This is a genomic window from Candidatus Nitrosocosmicus agrestis (assembly GCF_008389435.1).
Classification (GTDB): Archaea; Thermoproteota; Nitrososphaeria; order Nitrososphaerales; family Nitrososphaeraceae; genus Nitrosocosmicus; species Nitrosocosmicus agrestis.
Window position 1 is genome coordinate 87,107 of record NZ_VUYS01000005.1, and the last position, 26,258, is coordinate 113,364.

Sequence of the window (26,258 nt, forward strand, 5' to 3'; positions counted from 1 at the left end):
TATATATCTCAGTCTTGTCAGTAATCTTTGAGATTACTTGTATTTTTTATATTAATCAAAAATATTCTATTTATTTGATGTTTGATTTAAGACTTACAAATAGAGAGACATAATATAAAACCTGATTCCTTGTAGGATTCTATCATAAAACCTTTTATACTAATAATTATATTATTCTGCCGAACAGATATATTCATTTCAAATGATTCATTATTGAAATTAGGAATAGTGTCCTTAATTTTTCTTGGTAGCTTTTCCTATATATTTAGCTTTTACATGTCTAATTCACTTGCCCTATCTACTCAAAATATTAACTTGACCGGTATTTGGAAAGCTAATGATGGAGGAACGTATTATATAAGAAATATGGGCGATGATGTATGGTGGCTTGGAATTAGCTCAAAAGATGCTGGGAAAACATTTTCTAATGTACTAAGAGGACAAATTTTTGAAAATAATAATACGATAGTTGCCGATTGGACTGATATACCTATGGGTAGCAACATGTATTATGGTAAACTGATCTTGAATATTGATTCAAATGTCACGTTAAATAAAATCAGCGAATCCAGCTACAGTAGCAATGGGAGCTCTTCTTGTTGTTTCGGGGCCACCACTTGGCAACGATAATTCCAATTTTTCTTAGTCTAGGTCTATGCTCATGCTATAAACATATAAATTATTATAAAATCATCAGTCAATAAAATAAATCAATCTTTGTATAAATCGCCAAACATAATTTTCCTTACAATTTCGGAATAAATTGATTCAAGAATACAACAATGGCAGATCTAATCTGTTGAAGTGTCATAACTGCCCATATGTTTAAGTTACAAAATATAGGATCAGAATAACATGTCTTACTGCAAATCACTTTACATACGCAGATATTGAATTGGAAATGCTTGAAAAAAAAGCCGGTCTTACCGATTTACCACAAACCATTATTCATATAAAAGAAGCATAAGTAGATGGTGAATTGTCATCTTGTTTGAAACTAATGGTTGTAAAGTTGTATTTTCTACATCCGTGCTACATAGAATATCGATGCCTTTTTCCGTAGTTGGATGAAATACTATGTAGCCATTGTAACCTCCTATGGCTGCTCCACTATGTCCTACGATTCTGTGATCAAAATTCAAAGTCATGAGCCATCCTGATCCACCAACACCTATATCCCAATGTATTTGCACTTGTCCAACATTGCGAATTGCCTTAGGGATTTGCTCAGTGCTATACCTTATCTAATGGGCTCGCATAAATCCATCTAATATCAGTTTGATGAATCCTATATTTTTCAACAAAATTTCTAGCATGTCATTTACAGTAGAATGAAGAGCACCATCAGGGGCAATAGGACTCCAGTTCATTTTTAGTATTTTCTCCTCATTAAATGTCCAATCGCTATCCGGATTGCAGTCTGTCTGAAAGAACAAAACCTGTGTCAGCATCCCTAAAGTGTCTGAAATATCATGTTTAAAAGTTCATCAAATGATTGCCTTTTTGATTTTAGAATCAAAAATCTTAACGAACAAGTCTGTGCCCAAGGTTAGATATTTTACTTATGGGCGGTTCTTTTGCTAGTGTAATATCCTCATGTGCTTGATAAAATTGGTCCATACCTAAGTCTTTGGGGCAGTCAAAACTTTTGATCTAAACTGTAGGATCTTGCATTTCAGTTTTAGCAGGATTAAAGGAGGCGCAATAATTATCTTGAAATTCATGCAATCTTGATAATATGTAACTAAATCTTCAATAGTTATTTTATACATCTTGAAAGGGGGAACATTGACTTCGGATAGGTGAACACTTTAATAGTATCATTTATGATGATCAAATCCTCCTTTACCATATCTGCCAAGAGAATCGTGGTAAATACTTTAGTAGTGGATCCAATTAAGAAAATCGTCGTATTTAGATCTACGTTGACATTGCTATTATCGGATAATTTTTCGTAACCAAAAAATTGAGTTTCATTTGGATTAAGTAAGTAATCCTACAACTATAACAGCATTAGATTTATTGCTGTTTATTCTATCCTTTATCAATGCTTTTGATTCATCAGTTGATTCAAACTCTGTTGAGAAGCAGTATGAATTAATCTACTAAATTCTAGACTGTAGTAGCATTAGAAATTCTAGATTGAAATAGAAGAAAAGATTGTAACAGAATTATATGACATGGGCGATAGATGGTTATACAAGACAGCTACTAAAAGGAAAATAAAAGCAAATATTGAATAATTTGCAGATATTAATATGATTATTTAAATATGCAACTAGAAAGACTTGAGTTTTTTACTCATTCCATCTCATTTGAATAAAACATCCTTAGTCTGCATATTAAGGATATCGGGTGTAATATTGATAGTAATGCACGAGACTACTGGAGAGTATTAGACAAATGTACCACAATTAATAATTAAATGAATCTTTTATTTCTAATAGTACGCCTGCATACGTACACGAATGTTTCATTAGTGATGTGGAATGGATTAAGCGTTATTATTTGACGTGTTGCCTTAATGATCCATTCCCATCGCCTCAAATCCAATACAAAATACATATGTTTGATATGATATAATTTGAACTTGCTAAGGTTGGCCATTGTTATTTACCTTAAAATAATTCTAACTCTTTTATTTGGAAACCATGCAAATTTGGTGTTACCTTCAAGGTAACATTGTGAATCCTGTCGCAACGGCAACAGACAATATCCATGGTCTTTGTCTAATTAATCTTAATACTATGATCTAGCATCAGGAGACTGATCCTCTCTTCTGCATGCCTTTTTTTAATAAAATTGTTTAATTCTTTGACTGTACTACAAGATTTCATACTCTGTATGATGTACTGATGCGACTGCATAACTCAATATGCCTTGATACAAAGTCAAAAAAAATTACTAAATATGTTTTACCATTTAGAAGTAAGGAGGCACTCTTGTTCGTTTTCTGTCTGCTTTTTAGTTCTCTATATGTATAGCTTACCAATTTATTTATTTATTTCCTGCTTGAATGATGTTTAATTACTATGGAACGTATGGTATAATGACCAAAAGCACAGATAGGAAAAGCGCTCATATAATCCAAGATCATTGTTTGGTGACGCAGAGGGTTTCTTGACCTGTTGTTTTCTTATACCTGACTCAACGGGATTAGGAATTTCATGACTTATTTCTAAATCATTCAAATAAGAACAAGATTATGCTATCATAAAATTCATTACATTTATTATTACTATATTTAAATCATATAATTGAGCATGATATTTTCAAAATTATGATAGACTTCTTATTTTATATGTATCTTGTCTTCAGCGAATAAATTATCTAATTAGCATCTTACAACAATGGAACAGTATAAAACCTTGTAAAACCTTTTAACTGCACATGAAAGTCACAACAGAATATCTACAATTCAATACAGAATCAAGATTTAAACTTGTAAATATCACAAAACAGGTTGAAAAAATCTTAAAGGATAGTGGGATAAAAGAAGGATTATGCCTCGTAAATGCAATGCATATTACTTCCAGTGTATTCATAAATGATGATGAAAATGGCCTTCATAATGATTATTATAAATGGCTAGAAAAGTTATCTCCCCACGAACCCATTGATCAATATCGACACAATGATACTGGTGAAGATAATGCTGATGCTCATTTAAAGCGACAGATAATGGGAAGAGAAGTAGTAATTGCAATTACAAATGGTAAATTAGATTTTGGACCCTGGGAACAAATATTTTATGGAGAATTTGATGGGATGAGAAACAAAAGAGTACTTGTAAAATTATTAGGTCAATAATGATCCCCTATTTGGCACATCAATTCCGGGGTTCGAAAATAATAAATATGACGATTTGTAATTATGTTGACTTAATATCAATTGCATTTCACAAATCTTATTATGATTATACTCTAGTAGGATTTTAAAAAATACGAAATGAAGATCTCATCTTTCTTCAACTATAGCTATATGACATTGAAATGTTTTTAGACTAGTGCAATCTATGGAATGTCTCTTTTATGAGAAAATTAGAGACTTTCACTGTTTTACCATAACTTTCCCACTTCCCTTAATTTGGATAACTCATTAAGTGTGAGTGCAAATTTAATGTGTTCACAATGTTTGTCTGATTTATGGCTGTTATGATATGCACAATAAAGTGCATCATTTCCGATCAAAACTTCTACGTTTTCTTTCAGATTGTTATCACCTATCACTAAAGTACTATCGTAGTGATATTTGAGGAAATATTTGTCATCATCTTTCTGCTTATTTTGTTTCGTCATAAATTTACAGTCCTTTGATAATTGTTAATATTGCTGGTGAAATATTGACTTTTGTAATATTTGAAGCGATAGAGTGCCATTACATTAAAAGAAAAGTACTGCAAGTACAAATAAGAAAATGAATAAAAGTAAGAACTTGAATGCACCAAATGATTTTTCTAGTGAGGATGCACTCTTTTTGTTGTACTTTTTATTAAAATCAAGTATCTTGACATAATCTTCAACTACTTTATCTTCAAATTCCGTATACTCATTATTCCTGAATTTAGTGATCTCTGCAGAATTAATCCTTCCAGTTGTCAAATCAAAGAGTTTGTATATATCTATCAAATTTGGAAACAAAGTGGGTTTTGATGAATCTATAGCATGACGAATGGACATCATTCCAAAAATAATTGCTGACAACAACAGAATTATTTGAATTATGTCTAGATTATCCCTACTGATATAATATCCATCAATCACAACTGCAACAATGATTGAAATTATAATACTACTTGCTAGAATTAACTTAGAAGCTTTATCTTCTATACTCTTTTTGATTTCCCATTCTTTTTTACAAGCTGTAATTAAATAATCTATGAATGGTTTCATTTTATAATATTAATATTGGTAACAATCAATATTTATCTATTTTTCTTACTACATTTGTGATACTGATATTTTTTACATCGGTGTTAGATCATATGTCAAATATATAATATTAATAGTGATTTTAACTGTTTTTTTAACTTCGTATCCATACATCCTGCTCATGGCAATTTATTTTTGAATGTTACTCATAGACCTGTTATCCATAGTATTCTTCCAAAACTTCAAATGAATATACAAAATCCTTTTTAAAATTGAGAAACGATTTGAACTCAAACAAAAACTAGTTTCTAATAATCAATTGAGCTAAAAAGTACATAAAGTCGCCAAGAAGAATTTTAATCAAATAAATCTTTTCTTCGATTAAATTTGAGGACTGGTAATCTGTATGCTCAAAGATATATACAGTAATCTCCCTCATTGCATAAGTATGGTATATATTTTTGTAAGTTTTTTGATTCTGGTTGGAATATTGCTATACCTTAATAATAGCGTATTTGGTTTAGAGTGGAAAACATTCTCTAATGCTTATGTATACTTGGAACTACCTTCTGCGTGGAATATAACTGAAACTTCAAATAATCTTATTGATTCGTATGGTGCAGACATTCGGATCGTAAATCCAACGAACAAAGATAATGCATTTAGCATTAAATACAGTAACTTTATTACCGCCAAAGAAATATCTCAATCGAACTTAGAGTCTGCGAGTTACAGCAAGTTGAGCAATACAGAAAAACATTACAATATTACATTACTTGAAGGCCCTGATTTATTTACCTATACCATTAGTGGTTATCCTACATCCTCGACAATATTAGAGTATCAGGATCAAAAAAGAATATATCAAGAATTCATCGTGGATAGAAAAGATAAGGCAACAATATTGAAATATAGTAATACTCCCGAATTATTTGATTCCACAGAAAGTCAAAAGACACTACACAGAATGATTGATTCAATAAGACTTCTATAGATCCTACATGGAATGGCTTTATATCAACAATTAATGCCTCAGTATTTCAAATCGCTTTAATTTGCCATATGTCATATAGTTTTGGTTATCTTACATATTACAGTCCAAAATTCTTTTTTCTGACTTAAAAATTGCGTCTTATTGTTTATTTGGTAACGGTCTTTCTTACTTGTATCTATGCTCACTTCATTTCTATTTCTTCTTGTATTGAATGACAATCCATCATCATTCGTAATGTGATTTGATGTTTCGATGATACGTTGGGGGGAAGTTTATCTTGTCTAATTTTGAGAAATTTGGGTTCTCTCATGGTCTTATCATTGGTCTAATCATTAAATTTTCCTTCGACTTCTCTCATTGGTCTTATCTATGATTTTTTCCCCGTTTAGATATGGTACATTTCCTATAGGATAAATTACAACTTTTATCTTTTTCAATTCACTATACACGCAATGAAGTTTCAAGATCAAAATCACTTCCAGTACATATCCTATGAATCTTAATTAATTATAATATTCTAGAGTTATACCATTGCTTATATGCTGAGTGGTGGTGATCTTATTTTAGATGCTAAATTGTTGCAGCAAGTAAAAGAGATTCGAAATATTTTTCTCTATCGCCCTCGCCTCTAGGAAATCCTCTTGTAACTCAATCTTGAATATTGACAGTTTTTATTTTAAGCATTAATAGAATGCATTCCTGAATGATATTTGTATTTCTTAGGTTTTGCAATTACACCTTCAAGGATCATTTTTTATAAGATCGAAAATATCTAATCCATATTCTTCAACAAAATCTGAAAATATTCTTTTCTCATTTTATTTTTCTTTTTTTTTGGTTAATCGATATTTTTCTTCTTTCTACATATATCAATTCTTTCAGATTTTAGTTATCAATATACAAATTGTCTAATATATATTACAATGCAGAGTGAAGAATAGGCACTATTTTGATATTTCTTTTATAGTTATTATTTATACTTCCTGATTATCTTGAAAATTTGGAACTCCATTCTTGTCCAAAATCACTATTTCCCAGTATAAAATTACTGGTCTTTAAACATTCTTCATTTAAGACACTTGCGAGGATGTACAAGCACTTATATTTTATAAAAAAGGGCTAATAACCGTAAAAATATGGGTATCTTGATATTGGCAATAATATGTATCGTGTTACGATAAGATATCACATTAAGATTTGTATTTTTTATAATCCCTTAATTATATGATCAAAAGGTGGATATGCAAAAAAAGATAAATTATTATCGTAAATTCATTGTAATTAATTCATGGTAGAAGCTATTAGACTACTCAAATAGTATTTACTTTCACCAGTAATTATCCACAGTCTATAAAGATTTGACTATTAACAATTTTATCTACAAATATTACAAGATCCTCTTGGAGCAATTACGCATAAAATATTTAATTAACTGGTGATTCTAATTTTGGTAAATAACATAGTAAAGCAATTATCTATAATTGACCTTTTTTCATTATATTTACGATGTATTTATAATATGTTTATTAAATAATATCATGAGTAACACTACTAATTGGGTTGATGTAATAAAGAAAGAGGCCCGAGGGCTAAGTGATTTTGACCTCGGGGAAGTTCAAGAAGTTTCCAATGGCTTAATATTAACTCAGAAAGGAATTGTGAATAAAGAAATCTATAGTTTTCCAATTAGTATAGTTGAAAGTTTTGATGGAAATGTATTGAGACTAAAGGTTTCCGAAGAAGATGCTATAAACAAATTTAAAAAATTTACTGAAAAGGATTCTACCATATTAGAATCTAGTACTAGTGAATCTAAACGTGATTTTACTTTAGAATCTGAAGCCTCTAAAATTGATGCGGTAGTTGATAAATCCGTGGATGACTCTCTAAAAGAAGCTTTAACCACTCCAACTTCCGAGGAACTAGGACTCGAAAACAAGGTTGAAAAAGAACTTACTGCATTGGTTGACGAAACTACAAACTCTAGTAATACCTATTCAACAAATGAAACAAGAGAAATAGAGCGAATAGAATCAGAGCAAGGTCAAGATATGTTGTTTAAAGATGAAAATTCAATTAAATCCAACATATCCGAAAAAAATCCTTTAAAAAAGGAAGAAGCCGGTATATCGTAAAAATGCAGTCCGCAAATAAATTGCTACGGTTCTAAGCCAATACTTATTTCAACAATAGGGATCACAATTTTTTCATACACTATACCTTAAAATGGTTGAATAATTAGGCAAACAAGAACTTATCACAATGCATATACCATTTTTATTCTTTATAACTTAATCTTGCAATAATAGTACAAATTCCTAACCTCGTAGATACAAGCAACTGAGAATCAGAGGGAGAGTGAACTTGTTGATTGCAACAAAGTTATTGCCTCATACAATCCATTATTATTTAGTTCAATAAAATGATGAGAGATTTTTTTGTGTTGTGAAATGGGAATGATTAATAATGGAAAAAGTGAATTCCAATCAATGAAGTTTAGAATTATTAGTACTATGTTTTTGTTCCTGTGATTTAGATTCTTTTGGTACCTGATAAAATCTTTGGCTATGAATTGGAATATCTGTTGCTCCCTCATTTGATTTAGTAGGAAATAACCTTTGCACTTAATCTAGGTATACTATCTGCATAATTTAGGATTATGTTAGCTCTTGTACGGGTGTATATCTTAAATTGTATTCAGAATTCCACAAGCAAATAAAATGTATCAATATCTGCTTGATTTTGTGCCGGATTTTAACATTGAAAATGAACCTTACCTATGGGATGGTAAATATTAAAGATTATAAAAAAGATTTGAGTATTTTAGACTGCTAGTATAATCTTTCTGTATGAGATTTTTGCATTAAATCATTGGGTGCAGTGATACCATAAATCACAGGTGATTTACCAAAATGATAGTCTACACTTTCAGGATCAATTGTTATTTTAAACACGCTATTATTATTGGATTTTTGGATTATCGTAGGGACTTGTAGGGCGGGACCGTCGCGCAAACTTATAGTAGAAGTTCCATTGTATATAGTTGAGCCATTTTGTTCATTTTGAGAACTGCTCGTAACTACAAAATCTGTAAGAGTATGTGTATGCCTGCTTAATCCATTTGGTTTAATCATTTCAATCGCTGCAACAAACCTTCCATCCGTTTGATTATCTTGAGTACTATTTGTAATAACGCCCGAGTCAGTAAGATTTGTCAAACTTGATCTCCACGTACCAGACAATAGCCAATCTACATTTCCAGTATCATTTGTTGTAACTCCAATCAACGGTCCAAATACAAAAGTTCTGTCTAGAAAAGTTGATGGTATGGCATTCACAGAATTTGAAATATATCCTATTGATGCAATAGTGATAAATAAAACAGCAATTACAGATAGTTTGAATTCATAATTATGCATTGATAATATTATTGCTGAAACCCTAAATAATACTAATGTATTTGAAGCAAACAAATGCAAACAATTGCAATTAAGACTTTTACTTTTACTAATTGATTTCCATAGGTTTAATTACAATGCAGTTTGACTCTTCTAACTAATAATTCATTGAAAGTAGAATAAACGTAGATGCAAAGTAGTCAATAGAATATCACTCTATGTTTTAAATTCGATCTTAGTTATAAACAAAATTCTAAATTATTATTTTTCTTACTAGAATCTACTAATCAAATTTTTACTTATTTATTCTTCAGACTGAAGAAAAATGATCGTTAGATTATTCTATATCGAAATAGTACAGGGCCGAAAACTATCTGTTCTATATACATAAAACATGGCGAGTAAGCCATGAATAGAAAATATGAAAATGACTACAACCTGATTATCTTTTGTCTTCGAATACTGCTTGTTTGAAGAGTTTTTATCATTTATAATATTCCCCCTTTAACTTTATTAGTTGCCTTAGAATTACTGATGACAAATTAAAATATACAAAGCTAGTTAGAATGATAGAATGTTTATAGAATATAAAAAAATCTATATAAAATAATTACCTTACAATCTAGTTATATATTATTACATTCATTTTATATCAATGAATACAAAATCATTTTTTATATCTTCCATAATCGCTATCCTGCTGTTAGGATTGCTTGGAACTGGATCGTTGTCTACAATATCTCAAACTTTTGCACAAGCTAACGATACAAGCACTGACAGTAATGACAGTAATGACAGTAATGACAGTAATGACAGTAATGACAGTAATGACAGTAATGACAGTAATGACATCCCCAATGTAGATTACAGCACGGTACTTTCAGGAGATCAAGAAGTTCCACCAGTAGACACTGAGGCTACTGGAATCGCAGATTTTAGTCCATCAAATGACGGAAATGGTATCGATTATACTATCACTGCATCCGATATTGAAGGAGCAACAGCAGGACACATTCACTTTGGGATTGAAGGACAGAATGGGCCCATAGTAGTTACTCTATTTGACTTTGATTCGCCCCAAGACGAAGTTTCTGAGAGTGGAACAATTACTTCTGATGACCTATCTGGTACTTTAGAAGGAATGCAGATTTCTGATTTGGTCGATGCTTTTAATGACGGAAATGCGTACGCTAATATCCATACCCAACAGAACCCTAATGGAGAGATACGTGGGCAAATAATTAGCGAACAATTACAAGAGGATACCGAAGAACAATAACCTTATTTTTTGTTTTGGATTATAACATAGCACTTAATTTGTACAAGTCACTCTTCTGATATCGTATAGTATGTCGTAGACAACACTAGTCTGCACACTATAATAGAAATTGAAATAACATACTTACCCAGATTTATTAGCAAAATCATTTGCCATCTTGATAAAATTTTGTCAGTGACTTTTTAGTGTGTGTTCAAATACGCCCGGATAGAGCGATAAAGAATGATGTGATAATTTTATGAAAAATAATGAAATAAACATTTTGTTGTGGCGGAACAGGTGTATATATTGATCATAATTTCATTGTATCTTGTCGGATTTTAATTAGTAATGAATCCTAAGTAACTACAATACAATTATCAATTAATTCTTTTAAGACTATTATAATAAATTAATTGAGGAGAAATATAACAAATCTCTGACAAAATTTGATAGGTAAGACGAAGAGATTTATGATAAATATAATAGTAATAGTATTTTGGATGACAACATTAAATAGAATATAGGAATGTCCTTAATATAGAAGTGGATCGGGTATTCACTAACAAAAAAGCTGATTCGATTTATCTGAAGGTATCTATTACAGAGCCAATATTGTTAGCGTGTATAGATGGAGCATCTCTACCAGAGATCCATATAAGAGTGTACAAGACAGTTGCAATTACTGAACGTATTATAAGAAATTATCTTTTCCATCTAATAAATAGTCTTTTAGTTTCATACAAAGGAGTCATGAAAATGTATTTTGTAACACCAAGAGGTTTGGATATGTTAGAAATAATATATTTCCAACGCAAACGAGGAATAGCAAATTATACTGATCTTGCTCTCAAAATAGAATAACTTCTCAAATCTACGCCCATCGAAAAGAAAATCACTATAACCATAATTTCGCTATAATATGAATGAAGACGATTGAGATAAAATAATTAAATTTCTTTATCTTTGTTCTTAGTAATACAACCCCTTCTGGCATTGTCGTCAAATCGGATGATTTCTTTTAATGCGGTATGTACTCTGAAAACGCTTTATGAGAGCTTGAGCAGTAAGGACAATATTTTCTCCTTGTATTTAATTTCTGGACAGTATATTTCCCTCTTTTCAAATGGACAGTAAAGAAAAATGATTTTGGATGTGGAGGGTCTAGATTTGCTTTTGATTTGTCCGACTATTTTCCAAAATAGGTTTTAACATTAGACTGGAATAGATAGTAAATTACTATACCATTGATAATTATGAGAAATAATGAACCGACATGTCCAATAACAATAGAGCCTAAACCTACTATAATTGCTATGCCACATAATATCAAGGTAATAAGCCATGCCAAACTTGATCCGCTCCATAGTCCATATGCCACAGCAAAATATGCTAGTCCTATTATAAAGAAAATTCCAGCAAGAATTATGCCTAATATTGGTAGCAAAGCTAAAACTGTCAGTCCACTTAAAAAGGAGCTTACACCTGCAATAGCTAGAAGTACAGCAATTATTGTAACACCAAAAGGTCTATATCTTTGCATTCACTATATGGTTACTTGCTTTTACCTTTTAAACTTGAACTTTGAATACAGTCTGTTCTATAAAAATATAGTCAAAGAAAAAATCTATTATGGTGCTTTTAATGTAATGGTAACAACTACGACGTTTCCAGTTACACTTAACCCTTTTTACAAAATATCCAAGGTGATAGCAATATATTGGACCAAAGCCGACATTGAAATATTTACGAAATTGGTATTGGTCACATAAATTATAAACATTCCTATTACGGTATTTAGTAAATAGTAAAGAAAAATTCGATTTGCAAATAATAATTATTTTATATCGTATAAGTAATCTGGCATTCAAAACTGCCTGTTATTTGCTTTATATATTAAAAAATTAAGATTTACAAAATATGATTGAAAAACTTATTTCCTGATCGTAGGAATATTGGAAGAATTTAAATAATTAATTATATCTTTGGAGTACATGGGCAAACAGGACAAACAAGAAAAATATGGTGACTATTTTCTTAAGTATCAATATGATAATGCACTAGTAATTGGTGATAATAAACTGAAAGAAAATATTGAAATATTGATCGGAAAAAGGGGCATATATTGTAAGTATCACGATACACGTAGATCTGACCAAAAATGCGAGCATATCAAGTTTGCCTTGATGGCTAAAGAACTATCTAAATTGATAAGACCAGAGAAGTTAAGATGAATTTATTGTCAATGATCTCAATGTCCCTATTGGATTAAGTGTGTAAATATAAAAACTTTTGAAAAGTGCTAAATGTGTAAATTTGAGTCTTCTATTATCCAAAAAGACTTTGTGATATGACTCAAATTGCAATTTGACTATTGAATATGCTTAATGACAATAGATTTTAGATATTTGGTTTTAATTAGATGAAGGTTGTATATTCTTTATTATTAGTATCATTAATAAGCATGGTTAAGGTTTAACAGCAAGAACTAATTTCAACCTCTGATTCGATTACTAAACCAAAATAGTTAGAAAATATGTCTTCACTATTTGTTACTTTAGTAACAGGATCATATACTTCATCCAATCTCTTTAGGCTTTCATCTATATTTACCAAAAATTAAAAATCCCTAGTTTCAATTATAGACATATTTCTCCGAATAATAGTTCTGAAGCGTTCAAGATCATTAGAAAATAGTGGTAGAAGCATTTCCAATAATCAATCAAATGCATTTGGTATGGGATTTATATATAATACTTTAGGTTACATAATAACACAGATATTGTTATTGCTGATTTCCAATCACAATAAGTAGAATTTGTGGATGGTATAATCTATCAAGCAGAGATTTTTGTAATATGTTAGTATAAGGGAATCTGAGTGCTGAATCTTAATTAATATATCTACTCCAATTTCAAATGTTCGTTGACATGTATCTATGCTATCAATAGGATAGATATAGTCATTGATTTAGAATATTTCCAGTAAGATAGATACACTCATTATTATGGTACTACAGTCCATTGACTAGTAAAAAACCTTTCAGGATTCCAAACAAACGATCTCTTAATTAACACCATATTATGTTACCCTTTTACTTCTTCTACTACTTGACATTCTTTTTTTTGAACCCATATCTTCAATTTGCCAACCTTAACTTGAGTACTTGTGTGAAAATGAATTATTTCTTCAGCATTTATTCATCATTTTGTAACTGCCAGTGCCCATGGATGTTGCAAATAATTTTCCTTGGGCCATGGTATTTCTAGCCTCTCCCATGAGGATCCAGAATCTCTAGAATGATATATCCCCTGATTATTTAAACAAAAAAACTCGTCTTTAGCGTAAGGGTGAGATTCCACTAGAGAGATTATGGTATCTTTTGATTTGGGTAAACCTTTTGTTATTAATTCCCAACTCTTATCTTTATCTGAGGTGCATCTATATAGAAATGATTCAGCTTCTTGTCTTGAATGAGCTTTCCATGCATTACTTGCAGCAGATAAAATTTTGTTTTGTGGATCATTACTATTAATTGCAATACTTCCGAGATAAGTATGGAATCCTAATCCGTTTACTATTCTTTTCCAACTGCTTCCATAATTTTGACTTTCAAAGTATCCATCACCTGCAGCTGAATACAGTCTTCCTGGAATCATTTTGTGAGTCCTTAATGTATGAGTATCATATGGTCCATCACTTACTCTATCAATCCATGTTTTACCACCATCAAGACTCTTGATTAATGCTCCAGCTTCAATAGCAGTATATATGTATTTCTCATTATTTACATCGAGTTCAATCCAGCGAACGTGGTGTGTGTGAGGCCTAGGAGGAAATGACCATGTAGAAGAAGAAGGTAGTTTATTAAATTCGTCGATCTTCTTCCAAGTATCGCCACCATCGGTTGAAGTAAAGATCAAACTAGGCTCTGTACCTACCATGAGTTTTCCAAATCCGCTTTCTGTTTTTTCTACTTTACTTACTGAAAGCGACATTATATTTGAACCAGATGTATTCAGAGAAGTTTTCTCCCAAGATTGACCATTATCGTCAGTTTTCCAAAGACCGTTATCAAAAGTTCCGCAATAGGCTCTCTTAGTATTAAAAGAATCAAAGGTTACACTGGTTGGATTTAGATTATTTAGACATTGTTGAAAATTCCAACCATCTTTTGTAGAGCATAAAACTAACAGGGTAGTCTGCATTGAGGCTAATATAGTTGTCAAGTTTGTTTGTTACCACTCATATTCTCTTTATATTAATATTTAAAATTAATTTGATTTACAATTTTGCAAACGCTTTCAAAATGGATATGTATGACCTATCTCTTAATTAATTAATGCCTATAAACAGAAATCATCAATATTTGAAATAACAAATAATTTTACTGTAGGTTTTAATACTGGTTTTGCTTGTTTCGAACTTTGTAACTGTTCTAATGAAGAATTTGTTTTTACTAGATCATAAAACTGCATTTTTATTATTGTATATGTGTTATGCTTTTCCTCCTCCTTCTGGACCATAGATTTTGTCATGTTCATCTCTTTCCATTCGAGGGCCTATCGATGATCGCCCTGGTCCTGATCTAGAACCCATTATAAACTCAACATCATCCAGGGTACTTAGATAAACAAGTGTTTTGAAATTAACTCTGTGTTCTATCGCTGCGTGTCCACCATATTTTTCACGTTGGTGAAAACCAGGTACAACATCCATATCTCGTAAGATTGTTTCTCTAAAATTATTTTCATTAAATCCTTCTTTCAATTTTATTTGAAGGTTCCAACCAGGATAATCATCTTCTTTGAGTTCATTCAGCAATTCGATTATCATATCTTTGTCTACTTTAGGAAGACACCCTTGCATTGCTTCTTCTAACTCTCGAAACTTGGTTTGTATGTTGTCGGTACAATTCATATAATGATACTTACCAATGATAGTTTAAATAATGAAAACTTTTCTGGCTAGAAATATCCAAATCTTTATTTCCATTATTGAGTGATTAACAACAAGAACGATGGTTAGAGAAACTCCATGAATCCTGTGGAAAGGTCGTAAGAACTTGGAATCCTGAGACTAGGTGCCATACATATTCTTCTCAAATACAACAAGTTTAAGATCCGTTTATGCTGAATCAAACGGTCAAAAATGATGTCGAGAAATATGGAGATAGCATCAATCAATCATTGAACTACTAGTTACCTTAGATGATGACTATTCCAGTATATGTTTCTTTAATAAAGAATAAATTATCATTCTTTTTATTATTTTTATTATTACTACCATATGTCTTTCATTTGAAATGTAAAGGTATTGGACTATCTCTTCTGTAATCTATTATTAATTTTGAAAGATGTTACAAATACTAGGTGCATATTTGACAATCCTGGTATGTAGACATGAATTGCATTCCAACCTTATTCTAGGGGGGTTTTGTTACCTATATGAATCCTCATTTCTATTGTGTTTGTATAGTGCGTCTTTAGACGATTTTTTGAGGCCACATTAAAATAATGAATGAGTTGTTGTGAAACTCATGATGTTGCTATAATAAAGATATAATGTAATGCATTTACTAATAATAAAAGCTAGATATTTAAAGACGCCAAAAGGTATATGAGAATAAGGTAATATTAATTAACAATTGGAAATCTATCTTATTGATATACTTTAGTATTCAATTATATATTGGAAATCGAAAATTGACTGCAAAAGAAAAAATTGAATCAAATGATCAAAATGATAATGATTCTTGTATTCTTGAAGAAGGTGACATTTACTTTTTTTATAGGCCTAAAAAGAATTCTACAGAGGTAAAAGATATTGATGATGTTAGGAGATTTTTTATGATAACTTCTGTTAACAAACAATATGATAGGGCCAGTTATAAAATTAAAAAAACACAAAAGCAATTTTATAGACTCTTTGTAATTGGCAAGAAATCGCTACCGGAAGTGAGGCAAAGTGAAGCAAGATCTTCTGAAAGATATTGGGCTCGTGTTGGGGGTATATTTGATAAACTTGATAATATTACTAACGAATTGTTTGCGGACGAGTTTAGAAAAGGAGATGGTGCAAGACCTGTAGGAGCAGGCAAATACATCATCGCAAGGCATCAAAGCCATGCCGAGCTCGCATATGTTTTGATAACTCCCCAAGAACCTGGAGATGCCCAAGACGAATTAGGGATAGAAAAGGAGGCAAGCTTTATAATCTCAGTAATTAATCCCAAAAACCCTGCACCAAAGGGTTTTCCTAGCAGCGAAGAACCTCCGAAATATCCAGAAAAAGTATTAGAGGAGTTTAACAAAAAAGAAAAGTTTGTATCTTTGGAATCAGATACACATCTAATAGACTATCAAAACTCTCAAGTTATTCTAATAGGCGCTAGAGAGGGTAAGAATGTAATTAAAAGCGATTTGGGAATCGATATTGATGAAGAGATCAGACAGAAAGAATCTGATATTATTAGAAAACTTAAACTTGAGAATCAGAATGTGCCCATAAAGCCATTGATGGAAGGTAAATTAGAATAATTACAAATAAGTTAATTCATTTCTATCATAACATATATGATTAAATCATCTACAAATTACAATAGAGATTTTGAGGAGGATGATTTGATAATCCAAAGAATAGAGTCAATAGTTTTATCATCACTTTACGGTGCTTATAAGATCGGGTTACCAAGATTAACATTTAATGATTTAATAGAAATTATATTTAGCAAGCTTGGAAATGACATTACTTTAGATGTACAAAGAACCAACAAGATGGCAAGTAATGCAATATCTTCACTAACCAAGCGAGATTATATCATGAGTCCGAATAATGGAAAAGATTTCCGTATTACATTGTCTGGAATAGATGAACTCGAAAAGGAAGATTACAAAAATCTAGCCTAACCCTTCTTTTTCTTTTGCTGTGTTGAATTATTGAGATTTTTAATGACATTCGTATTTTCTTGATATAATAATTGAAACTGTTATCTATGAATCTGATGTTTTGAAAAATTGGATTGTCAGTTGACTTGGCTTTTGCCCCCACAATGAAATATCTTCTGATAATTATGATAACGTGTATTATATCTAGAATTCTTTCAAATAGTTACTAATTGAGATCTATATTGCCTTATTTGGTTTCAATATTAATAACCTACCTCTATCTATATCAATAATTAAATAGATTCCCATGAAGTATCAAATTATATACTCTTGGTATATACATCTCTTTATAGATACCAAAAAAGAGAATTATTAATTGTATAAATACTCATGTTTTTAATTAAATATATACACAATTTCAAAAGTTTATTTATTTGCTAGCTTGGATATACCTGATAGGTAGTATATCATATATTTTTTTACTTATATCCATCTCACTCATGTTTGTTTTTTCATTTTTTCATACTGAATGTACGAAAGTACTTTATCACTAAATTTAAAACTAAATAGGATAAAAGGGATGCGCTCATTGATGAAATTGTTGTGGATTCGATTGCAGAATAATCTAAATTTAATAAGTACGACATAAGAGCAAATCTAGTTATATTATTTATTCCGTCAAATACCGAACTGACTAGTATAATTCTAATCCATATGTTCTTCAGTAGCTTAAGATTATTTCTTTTAGAAAATCTTTTTTTATAGGCTTGCTTATTGTCGACGTGAAAGAGAATGGCAAAAATCGTTTTGTATATAAGAAATCCTGTAATTACCGTTAAAGCAGAGTTGAGAATTGAATCAATAGAATAGTGTACTAGAGAGTGGGAAATGATGATACTAGCTATAAAACCTCCTATTCCTGAAATTATTAAATTTTTATTTAAAGTGATTGTATTGTAGTATCTGCAATAGGATTTCGATACTTTGGATTTGATTTTGTTTACTGTCGCGTTCACTTATTTTGTGCAAATATGATTAATAATCTATATAATGATCATATATATTGAAAGTGGTTTTAAAAAAGAATTTAATAAATTCGCTAGTCTGCTGAAGATTATATTCCATTACTGTATGTCATTTAAACAAAAATTGTAAATCTTACCATGGACTATATATCCGACGTGCTCTGAAAATTGATTCAAAAAGTTAGTATATTATCATAAAGTTACACAACTAATTACTGCAAAATGAGTGGTAGAAGGTAATTCGACTATACTCTGTCTGTGGCATTCAATATACCTACAGAATAGTCAATTCGTTTTGAAATAAACTCATTCCTTATTATTAATCAATATCATATCTTTTATCACTGTCAGAATTGTGAAAATCGGACCTCATATTATTACAATTCTAAAAACCAAAGTAATAGATGGAATAATATTTAGAACACAAACAGTCGTATTTTCTAGAAAAAGCTATTACTGTTTATATATTTTTCATATATTAGGATATATAATTACGCATGGTTGGTAGCAGAAGTACTTCTAAAACTGCTGTTTACGCAGCCTTATTTGGTAATTTGGGAATTGCCATATCCAAACTGATAGCAGCTCTTCTTACAGGAAGTACTTCGATGTGGGCTGAAACATATCATTCGTTTTCAGATACACTCAATCAAATTTTACTTCTTTTGGGTATTAGAACTAGCAAGAAAAAAGGAACTGAAAGGCATCCATTCGGTTATGGCAAGGAGCAATTTTTCTGGTCTTTTATCGTGGCTACTCTAATTTTTGGAATTTCAGGTGTTTTATCTTTGGAACAAGGGTTAGGATCGCTACTAGGAAGTGAAATACACAGGTTAGAAAATGTATCTATAAGTTATCTTATATTGGCAATATCGTTCGTATTTGAAGGAAATGCACTTAGAATAGCTTTAGGCCTATTTAAGAATGCAATAGAGGATAGAGGTGAAAAATTTACAATCCTGTCGGTGATTAAAGAATTTAAAGAAAGCAAAGATACTTCTATCTTAACCGTCGTTGTAGAAGATTCTGCTGCACTATTGGGAATTACAATTGCTGCTATAGCCTTGTACCTTTCAGATATTACGGGAAATCTGATGTATGATGCTGTTGGCTCTATTTTGATTGGATGTACGTTAATGGCCTTTGCATTCTTTTTGGCTAGAGAGAACAAGGAATTACTGATTGGCGAATCTATTTCAAAGAGAGATTATAAATTGCTCTTCAATTCGGTATCTGGTATTTCAGAAGTAAATAAAATTATTTCAATTCGTACTATGCACTTGGCTCCTGAAGATGTATTGATAGCTATAGAAGTAAGCCTTATAGACAATCTTGACACCGATGCCATTGAGTTAGTCATAGATAAAATCGAAAATACAATAAAACAAGTTATTCCCTATGCTGTATCTTCTAAAATCTATGTGGAACTAGAACGACCTAAATAGAAATATAGGCAATATAATTTACAAGTTCTATTCTGCTATAATAATAAAGCAGCTAGTAGGAGAATTTTATCACAGGATATAGGGATGTTACACTATTAACACTTAAGTTCCGAAAAAATGAACTGTTACTAAATCTTGCAACAGAATGCATCCAGACTTCGGTCTGTGGCAAACATCCAGACTATCAGTTCATTAGTTGTCTTTTAGAAAACGTGGAGTTATCTCTATCAAATATAGGGATATATCTATGGTGGATCAGATGCTGTGTATATCCTTGATAAATAATTAATGCTAAATGAAGATAAGCTATATATGATTTAAGTTGTTTGTTAAATACTTTTAATTGTGATCTACTCCAAAGAAGAAGATGAATGTGAAAACCCTATTCCTACCGTTGATACAATAATTGATAATGACTCCAGAGTCTTATTTATTAAAAGAAATAAAGAACCATTTGTAGGTAAAATGGTTTTTCCTGGTGGATTTATGAAAAAGGGTGAAACCGCTGAAGATGCTGCTAAACGTGAAGTAAAGGAAGAAACGTCATTGGATGTCGAATTGGATAATATATTGGGCGTGTATTCTGATCCTGCCAGAGACCCTAGAGGTCATATTATATCGACCGTGTTTATTGGTAACATATCTTCTAATAGTAAGGTTAAGGAACCAATATCTGGTGATGGTGTTGCAAGCACAAAATGGATCAGTCTTGATGACTTTGATCAGGAGGATTTTGGTTTTGACCATAAGAAAATTCTAAAAGATTATAAAGCATGGAGGCAATCAAAACAAACCTCTTGGTCTTCCAAAAATTAACTGGGAATAATACCATTTAATAATTGAATCTTTCTTATAAAGAAAAAAGTCTGATTTTTAAATTATCATAAACTGCAATTATTATTGTCACTGAAACTTAAAATTAAACAAATCCCAAGAAAATGTGCTCTATGACAATCCCGATTTCAGAAATTTCTCTACTAAAATCGTCTAGTGGGGATTTAAATACGTCATAATCATTGTAATGTACCAGAATAGCTAGTTTCAGATTTATTTTTTAAACAAAGACCTTGTCTTACATACATTGTAACACGGATTTCTAATATTCTATCACCTCCAACAAGGTGCAAAATGGTTATGTCTATATCACTAAACCGTTTTGATATTTCCCTTATATGGTCATAAACTAATGTGTGGCCAGTTATGTGTAGTTTTATTGATTGATTGATTAATTGATTCCTACTACCTATAAAGTCCAATATACTTCAATTACTTTAGAAAATAATATGATATTGGTAGTGATTCATGCCTACTTGGAGTAGAAATTATTTTGACCTTTACGTCGCCTTTCACTACTGTTAAGGTATCTCGTTTCTCTAATTTTTCTATGTTGGAAAACTTGCTTTCTTAGTTGTTTTGCTACATGTGATGCAGTAACAATCAATAATGATGTATCTAACTCTCTTTCTGCATCTTGGTCAAAAGGATCTCCATGAAAATGGTATGATAATATAAAATCTATGTTTGGTAATTCCTTAATAACAATGATAGCATCAGTATAAAACTTTGGTTTTAGACCGTATCCTAGATTAACTATTTCATGCATGTGAATAGGTGATGAGTCCATAAGTATAGTTAGCCATCCAAAGCATATTTACATCATTATATTTCCTATAAATAATAAAAAAATCCTTCTTTTTGTTATCTTTTAGATCGTTTTCAAACAAAAGATTAATTTCCTTTGCCATGTTTATTGGTTTAAACAACAACATTTCTATTTATAGTAATGAATTCGGTTTATCAATCGTATTTTATTTTATTATCTTCTTCAATATTTATTTCGCTGCGTCTCTTGCTAAAAAATTAAGGTTATAAAACCATATTCTTTGTTTATTTTTAAATAAATATCTCATTAATATAATGTAAAAATTCTAGGGATCAGCCTTTAAATTATATGATGCTAATTTATTCCTGTGCAAAAGATCAATTCAAATGAAATTGTGACTCAGAAATTCATTCTTGAGCTAAATAGTGCTTTAGCAATGGAGAATGCAGGAGTAGAACGATTGCAAACGCGAATTAATGAGGTCAGTATACCTGAAGCAAAACAGAGATTAGAGCATCATTTAAAAGAAAGTGAACAACATCAGCAAAGGTTACAAAAACTAATAACAGATTTGGGAGGAAATGTGACTACAGAAAAATTGGGATTACCACTTCCTACCTATCCACAATCCATACAACAGGTTATGGATAGCTCTATGACCATGCAAGAATGGGAATTAAAAAAATCGGAATATGATATGATTGTGGAGAATGCAGAAGTTGGCTGTTATCTTGCATTATTACAAAAGGCTCAGATAGCTGGTGGTGTACTTATGAACGCAATAGAACCACTCTCGCTAAATTTAAAAGATGAACAGTCCATGGTGGATTGGATAAAGACCAACTCTCCAGGAATGCTTGCACAACTTTGGCCACAGATATAGTCTGCTATAGCAACCGCTTCATCGACATGAAATCTATAGTTTACCATGGACCCATGGACGTTAGAATAGATGACAAACCAAAACCCCAAATTCAAGATAAGGAGGATATTATATTAAAAATAACGTCCACAGCAATTTGCGGATCGGATTTGCATTTATACCATGGAAATGTTTTAGGAATGCAGCCGGGGCAAACACTAGGACATGAATTTATGGGCATTGTAGAAGCAACCGGACCTGCGGTTCATGAAGTCAAGATAGGCGACAGAGTTGTCATTCCTTTTAACATAAGTTGTGGACATTGCTCTTTTTGTAGTAAGGGAGTTTGGTCACAGTGCGACAGATCTAATCCTAAAGGAGAACTAGGTGGAACCTTTGGCTATACTCAACTATTAGGAGGATATGATGGCGGACAAGCAGAATATGTCAGAGTTCCTTTTGCAAATACTGAAGCTAATCTCAAGGTACCAGATAGTATATCCAAAGATGAACAAGTATTGTTTTTAAGCGATATATTTCCAACAGGATATTTCGGAGCCGATATAGCGAATGTTCAACCAGGTGATGATGTCGCAGTCTTCGGAGCAGGACCAGTGGGTTATTTTGCCGTCATGAGTTCTTTTCTAAAGGGGGCTGCCAGGGTATTCTCGATAGACCACTGGCCAAATCGCTTGAACAAAACAAAAGAATTGGGGGCTGAAATAATTAACTTTGACAATGAAGATCCGATGAAAACGCTAATGAAAGAAACTAATAAGAAAGGAGTAATTTGTATTGACGCGGTGGGATATGAAGCTGTAGGACACATGGCTGGAAATATTTGTAGTAGAGAGGGTAACATGCTTAAAGTTAGCAATGATAAAAACAATAACCATAGTAAGGAAAAACATCAAAATGGCCCCTATCATAGTCATGAAAATGTATCAAATCCTGGTTATGAACCATCTAATCCATTACAAGTAATCACATGGATGGCTCAAGCTGCAAAAAAGAACTCGATCGTTTCGATACCTGGGGTATATGGCTCTGCATATGATCAATTTCCACTTGGCCTATTCTTTAACCGTGGCCTCCAAATCCATATGGGTCAATGCCCGGTAAAGAAATACAATGAACAACTATTACATTTAATAGAGACCGGGCGAATAGATGCCACCAAAATAATTAGTCATAAAGCAAAGTTGGAAGATGGACCAAAAGCATACGAAATGTTCAATAATAGTAAGGATGAGGCGACCAAAATTGTATTAAAGCCTTAGGGAAAAGCCAAAAAATGCTTTATCAATCTTTTTATAATCAGTAGTATATTAAAAATTTTTGAAATATGCGAATGTGAAAAAGTGTTTTTCGTTGTTTCGGTTATATGGTCTAATTAAATGAGATAATGACGTATTGCTTAGATAATATTGTAAAAATGAAATCAAACGTAATATTAGCTTATGTAGTGAATTAATAATTATATTTGCCTCTTTTGAAACTTTGCTCACAATATCATAAAATAATTGCAAATTTCCAGAATTTTATATACTTGTGACAATTTACTTTGTTGCAAAAAAAAACATCACTGACTTTCATGACTAGCTGCTCTGACTCTTTATGCCTAAAAAGTCAGAGCTTTCGCTTTAGGTCACTATATGTAGAACACTTATTTACTGGAATTAACCTATTATTATCTGAACTATAAAAATCTACAGAATTTGCGATGGACTGGATTTTTTAATACCTCTGTGTCTAATTTCTACCATTTTTATGATCTAAATATTTGTACTTTGTTCTTTTGATCAAATTTTATTAGAAAGATTGTTCCTATTAGCGAGATAATTACTTTTGTCTATTTAACAAGATTCACTAGCCTTATTTTATATATATAGACAAAGATATATGAATAGATTTTATAAGTATGACAAAATTTAACAAATCCTCAATTCTATATCTATTCTTAATATTTGCACCAATTTCTTTTTTTCTGGATCAATTTAGGTCAGATTCTACTCTACTTTTCTTAGTGTCCATAATTTCGCTGATTCCTTTGGCAAAGCTAATAGGAGATTCCACAGAACATTTAGCTTCTCATTATGGATCTACAGTAGGATCTCTTCTAAATGTAACTTTTGGGAATGCAGCGGAGATTATTATAGGTACTATAGCCATAAGTGCAGGTTTAATAGATCTTGTAAAAGCTTCTATCATAGGTGCTATTTTGGGAAATATCATGCTTATATTTGGTTTGAGCATGATAGTAGGCGGACTCCGTCATAAAGAACAATCTTTTAATCGGGAAAATGCTGGCCTACAGTCCTCAATGATATTTCTATCTATCATTGGCTTGGCGATACCAACTTTGTTGGCAATAACTGTATTTCAATCAGATTCGGTTAATGGAGAAACAAAAATTCAACTTCTTAGTGACTCGGTTGCTATTATTTTAATATTTGTTTATGCAGCTGCTATAATTTTTACATTTGTCACACACAGGTATCTATTTACATACACCGCACATTCAAATGAAAATAATACTTCAACTAGTATGGAAATAAAACATTGGACAAAAAGAAAATCATTCTTGATACTTGGACTTAGTATGCTTGGTGTAGTCGTAGTAAGTGAAATTCTTGTTGGCTCGGTAGAAGAAACAGGCAAGAATGTGGGTTTTGGTGAAATGTTTGTTGGTGCCATTATCGTCGGTATTGTAGGTAATGCGGCTGAACATAGTAGTGCGATTCTTTTGGCCAGAAAGGGAAAAATTGATTTATCTATTGGTATTGCTGCTGGGTCAGGTACTCAAATCGCCCTTTTTGTGGTCCCGATCCTAGTTTTTGCAGGAATAGCTCTAGATCAGCCTTTCACACTAGAATTTACATTATATGAATTGGTAACTCTTTTCTTGGCAGCAATTATACTTAATTTAATAGCGCATGACGGAAAAAGCAATTGGTTTGAAGGAGTAATGCTTACTGCAGTATACATAGTAATTGCACTAGGATTCTATTTTCTCGGATAATCTTTCTAATTTTTCTATATGGTGATGATATTTACACTTTATTATTCAAAGTAAAAATATTGCAAAAGAGGTAAAATAATTAAGATTAAATATTTTTATGTGCATAATTAAATATGTGGGGAATTACTATGCTGTTAATGCGCCTCGCAGATTACATTCAACAACGCAAGGATAAAAAGACTTGTATGTTTTGTAATTATGCTGCCCAAAGTGAGAAAGAACTAGATAAACATATCCATAATTTACACCGGGAACAAATATGATGCTTAAACATTTCAAAAAATATTGTAAAAACATAGCATGATATTACAAATCAGTTATGGATTAATAGGCTTAAGATTTCCCTCGAAAATAATCTCGTAAATCTACTTTCGACCGAAATTTTATCTTTATTTCGTACTATTTAGTAAAACCTGTTTTTTTGTCTGTAAAATATACTCGATTAAGGTATATATGCAAAAGTGGACTTGCAATTAGATCTAACAAACCTGACACGGAAACAATGATCTCATTGTTGAATGTCTTGGTACTCCTTCCTATTGATATGAAAATAACTTGTATAGCAAAATCTTAGAACTACCGAATCTTCATGATAGATCGAAATCACTTTGTCCGATTCACTACAGTCTATACGATAGTGTCGAAATTGCAATTCAGAGCGAGTAAATACAATATGGTGATCACTTGAATTTGGATCCGTATTGGTATTAATAGGTTGTAACTTGATAATCTGTCCCTTCACATCTATTACCAATTCGTGAGTATTATTCGCATATTGGAAATAATTAAAAGGTATATGATTGTCTGAAAATTCTCCTATTGTATATGCCATAATAGTAAAGCGATCAACAAATATTAAATATAGTATAGACTTGATCTTTTAATTATTATTT

At 31.3% G+C, this 26,258-nt stretch carries 26 protein-coding genes; 15 read left to right on the forward strand and 11 right to left on the reverse strand.

Annotated features, from left to right (window positions below; translation table 11 throughout):
- Positions 1–276: 276 nt before the first annotated feature.
- Positions 277–630, forward strand: coding sequence for a hypothetical protein (locus F1Z66_RS04320; RefSeq protein WP_149862383.1), 354 nt, complete (start codon positions 277–279; stop codon positions 628–630).
- 314 nt (positions 631–944) lie between these two features.
- Here F1Z66_RS04320 and F1Z66_RS04325 read toward each other — a convergent pair whose 3' ends face one another.
- Positions 945–1,193, reverse strand: a complete 249-nt coding sequence (locus tag F1Z66_RS04325) for a hypothetical protein (protein ID WP_149862384.1) — start codon at positions 1,191–1,193, stop codon at positions 945–947.
- 51 nt (positions 1,194–1,244) lie between these two features.
- Positions 1,245–1,451: a hypothetical protein gene (locus tag F1Z66_RS04330; protein WP_149862385.1), complete on the reverse strand. Its 207-nt coding sequence runs from the start codon at positions 1,449–1,451 to the stop codon at positions 1,245–1,247.
- Between the two features lie 1,939 nt (positions 1,452–3,390).
- On the opposite strand from F1Z66_RS04330, the gene F1Z66_RS04340 reads away from it, so the two are divergent.
- Complete coding sequence (locus F1Z66_RS04340) at positions 3,391–3,810, forward strand: secondary thiamine-phosphate synthase enzyme YjbQ (protein ID WP_149862386.1); 420 nt, start codon at positions 3,391–3,393, stop codon at positions 3,808–3,810.
- 248 nt (positions 3,811–4,058) lie between these two features.
- On the opposite strand, the gene F1Z66_RS04345 is transcribed toward F1Z66_RS04340, so the two are convergent.
- Together F1Z66_RS04345 and F1Z66_RS04350 are read right to left on the reverse strand one after the other, a co-directional pair.
- The gene (locus F1Z66_RS04345; RefSeq protein WP_149862387.1) at positions 4,059–4,298 is read right to left on the reverse strand and encodes a hypothetical protein; all 240 of its coding nucleotides are present in this window, start codon (positions 4,296–4,298) and stop codon (positions 4,059–4,061) included.
- A gap of 84 nt (positions 4,299–4,382) precedes the next feature.
- Entirely contained in the window at positions 4,383–4,892 is a 510-nt protein-coding gene (locus F1Z66_RS04350) for a hypothetical protein (RefSeq protein ID WP_149862388.1), read from the reverse strand.
- A 427-nt stretch (positions 4,893–5,319) separates the two neighbouring features.
- Here F1Z66_RS04350 and F1Z66_RS04355 point away from each other — a divergent pair, with 427 nt between their 5' ends.
- The gene (locus F1Z66_RS04355; RefSeq protein ID WP_159357466.1) at positions 5,320–5,865 is read left to right on the forward strand and encodes a hypothetical protein; all 546 of its coding nucleotides are present in this window, start codon (positions 5,320–5,322) and stop codon (positions 5,863–5,865) included.
- 1,538 nt (positions 5,866–7,403) lie between these two features.
- A complete protein-coding gene (locus tag F1Z66_RS04360) occupies positions 7,404–8,000 on the forward strand; it encodes a hypothetical protein (RefSeq protein WP_149862390.1) in 597 nt (198 codons plus the stop codon).
- Between the two features lie 696 nt (positions 8,001–8,696).
- Here F1Z66_RS04360 and F1Z66_RS04365 read toward each other — a convergent pair.
- Positions 8,697–9,338, reverse strand: coding sequence for a hypothetical protein (locus tag F1Z66_RS04365; protein WP_149862391.1), 642 nt, complete (start codon positions 9,336–9,338; stop codon positions 8,697–8,699).
- A gap of 580 nt (positions 9,339–9,918) precedes the next feature.
- Between F1Z66_RS04365 and F1Z66_RS04370 the strand changes: the two genes are divergently transcribed.
- The 4 genes from F1Z66_RS04370 (at position 9,919) to F1Z66_RS04385 (ending at position 12,755) form a co-directional block, all read left to right on the forward strand.
- A complete protein-coding gene (locus tag F1Z66_RS04370; RefSeq protein ID WP_149862392.1) occupies positions 9,919–10,542 on the forward strand; it encodes a CHRD domain-containing protein in 624 nt (207 codons plus the stop codon).
- Positions 10,543–11,067: 525 nt separating this feature from the next.
- On the forward strand, positions 11,068–11,385 hold the full coding sequence (locus F1Z66_RS04375; RefSeq protein ID WP_149862393.1) for a hypothetical protein: 318 nt from the start codon (positions 11,068–11,070) through the stop codon (positions 11,383–11,385).
- Between the two features lie 392 nt (positions 11,386–11,777).
- On the forward strand, positions 11,778–12,293 hold the full coding sequence (locus F1Z66_RS04380) for a hypothetical protein (RefSeq protein ID WP_149862394.1): 516 nt from the start codon (positions 11,778–11,780) through the stop codon (positions 12,291–12,293).
- 222 nt (positions 12,294–12,515) lie between these two features.
- The gene (locus F1Z66_RS04385) at positions 12,516–12,755 is read left to right on the forward strand and encodes a hypothetical protein (protein WP_149862395.1); all 240 of its coding nucleotides are present in this window, start codon (positions 12,516–12,518) and stop codon (positions 12,753–12,755) included.
- Between the two features lie 241 nt (positions 12,756–12,996).
- Here F1Z66_RS04385 and F1Z66_RS15255 read toward each other — a convergent pair whose 3' ends face one another.
- The 3 genes from F1Z66_RS15255 to F1Z66_RS04395 form a co-directional block, all read right to left on the reverse strand.
- Positions 12,997–13,137: a hypothetical protein gene (locus F1Z66_RS15255; RefSeq protein WP_154670484.1), complete on the reverse strand. Its 141-nt coding sequence runs from the start codon at positions 13,135–13,137 to the stop codon at positions 12,997–12,999.
- Positions 13,138–13,724: 587 nt separating this feature from the next.
- On the reverse strand, positions 13,725–14,750 hold the full coding sequence (locus tag F1Z66_RS04390; protein WP_149862396.1) for a WD40/YVTN/BNR-like repeat-containing protein: 1,026 nt from the start codon (positions 14,748–14,750) through the stop codon (positions 13,725–13,727).
- A 268-nt stretch (positions 14,751–15,018) separates the two neighbouring features.
- Entirely contained in the window at positions 15,019–15,441 is a 423-nt protein-coding gene (locus tag F1Z66_RS04395; protein WP_149862397.1) for a hypothetical protein, read from the reverse strand.
- A gap of 785 nt (positions 15,442–16,226) precedes the next feature.
- Here F1Z66_RS04395 and F1Z66_RS04400 point away from each other — a divergent pair.
- The 4 genes from F1Z66_RS04400 to F1Z66_RS04415 all read left to right on the forward strand — a co-directional run bounded on the left by F1Z66_RS04400 (position 16,227) and on the right by F1Z66_RS04415 (position 20,694).
- Positions 16,227–17,060 (forward strand): hypothetical protein, encoded by an 834-nt coding sequence (locus F1Z66_RS04400; RefSeq protein ID WP_149862398.1) that lies wholly within the window; start codon positions 16,227–16,229, stop codon positions 17,058–17,060.
- 36 nt (positions 17,061–17,096) lie between these two features.
- The gene (locus F1Z66_RS04405; protein ID WP_149862399.1) at positions 17,097–17,429 is read left to right on the forward strand and encodes a hypothetical protein; all 333 of its coding nucleotides are present in this window, start codon (positions 17,097–17,099) and stop codon (positions 17,427–17,429) included.
- 1,501 nt (positions 17,430–18,930) lie between these two features.
- Complete coding sequence (locus F1Z66_RS04410; RefSeq protein WP_149862400.1) at positions 18,931–19,878, forward strand: cation diffusion facilitator family transporter; 948 nt, start codon at positions 18,931–18,933, stop codon at positions 19,876–19,878.
- Positions 19,879–20,223: 345 nt separating this feature from the next.
- Positions 20,224–20,694 (forward strand): NUDIX domain-containing protein, encoded by a 471-nt coding sequence (locus F1Z66_RS04415; protein ID WP_230207448.1) that lies wholly within the window; start codon positions 20,224–20,226, stop codon positions 20,692–20,694.
- A gap of 197 nt (positions 20,695–20,891) precedes the next feature.
- Here the strand turns inward: F1Z66_RS04415 and F1Z66_RS04420 are convergent, their stop codons facing one another.
- Both F1Z66_RS04420 and F1Z66_RS04425 read right to left on the reverse strand, forming a co-directional pair.
- Entirely contained in the window at positions 20,892–21,134 is a 243-nt protein-coding gene (locus tag F1Z66_RS04420) for a hypothetical protein (RefSeq protein ID WP_149862402.1), read from the reverse strand.
- A gap of 50 nt (positions 21,135–21,184) precedes the next feature.
- Positions 21,185–21,502, reverse strand: a complete 318-nt coding sequence (locus tag F1Z66_RS04425; RefSeq protein WP_149862403.1) for a hypothetical protein — start codon at positions 21,500–21,502, stop codon at positions 21,185–21,187.
- A 346-nt stretch (positions 21,503–21,848) separates the two neighbouring features.
- On the opposite strand from F1Z66_RS04425, the gene F1Z66_RS04430 reads away from it, so the two are divergent.
- The 3 genes from F1Z66_RS04430 to cax all read left to right on the forward strand — a co-directional run bounded on the left by F1Z66_RS04430 (position 21,849) and on the right by cax (position 25,365).
- A complete protein-coding gene (locus tag F1Z66_RS04430) occupies positions 21,849–22,364 on the forward strand; it encodes a DUF892 family protein (RefSeq protein ID WP_149862404.1) in 516 nt (171 codons plus the stop codon).
- A gap of 26 nt (positions 22,365–22,390) precedes the next feature.
- Complete coding sequence (locus tag F1Z66_RS04435) at positions 22,391–23,623, forward strand: zinc-dependent alcohol dehydrogenase (protein WP_149862405.1); 1,233 nt, start codon at positions 22,391–22,393, stop codon at positions 23,621–23,623.
- Positions 23,624–24,264: 641 nt separating this feature from the next.
- Positions 24,265–25,365 (forward strand): calcium/proton exchanger, encoded by a 1,101-nt coding sequence (gene cax / locus F1Z66_RS04440; RefSeq protein WP_149862406.1) that lies wholly within the window; start codon positions 24,265–24,267, stop codon positions 25,363–25,365.
- A gap of 508 nt (positions 25,366–25,873) precedes the next feature.
- Here the strand turns inward: cax and F1Z66_RS04445 are convergent.
- Positions 25,874–26,197 carry a hypothetical protein gene (locus F1Z66_RS04445; RefSeq protein WP_149862407.1) on the reverse strand — a complete coding sequence of 108 codons (324 nt, stop codon included), beginning with the start codon at positions 26,195–26,197 and terminating at the stop codon, positions 25,874–25,876.
- Positions 26,198–26,258: the final 61 nt, after the last annotated feature.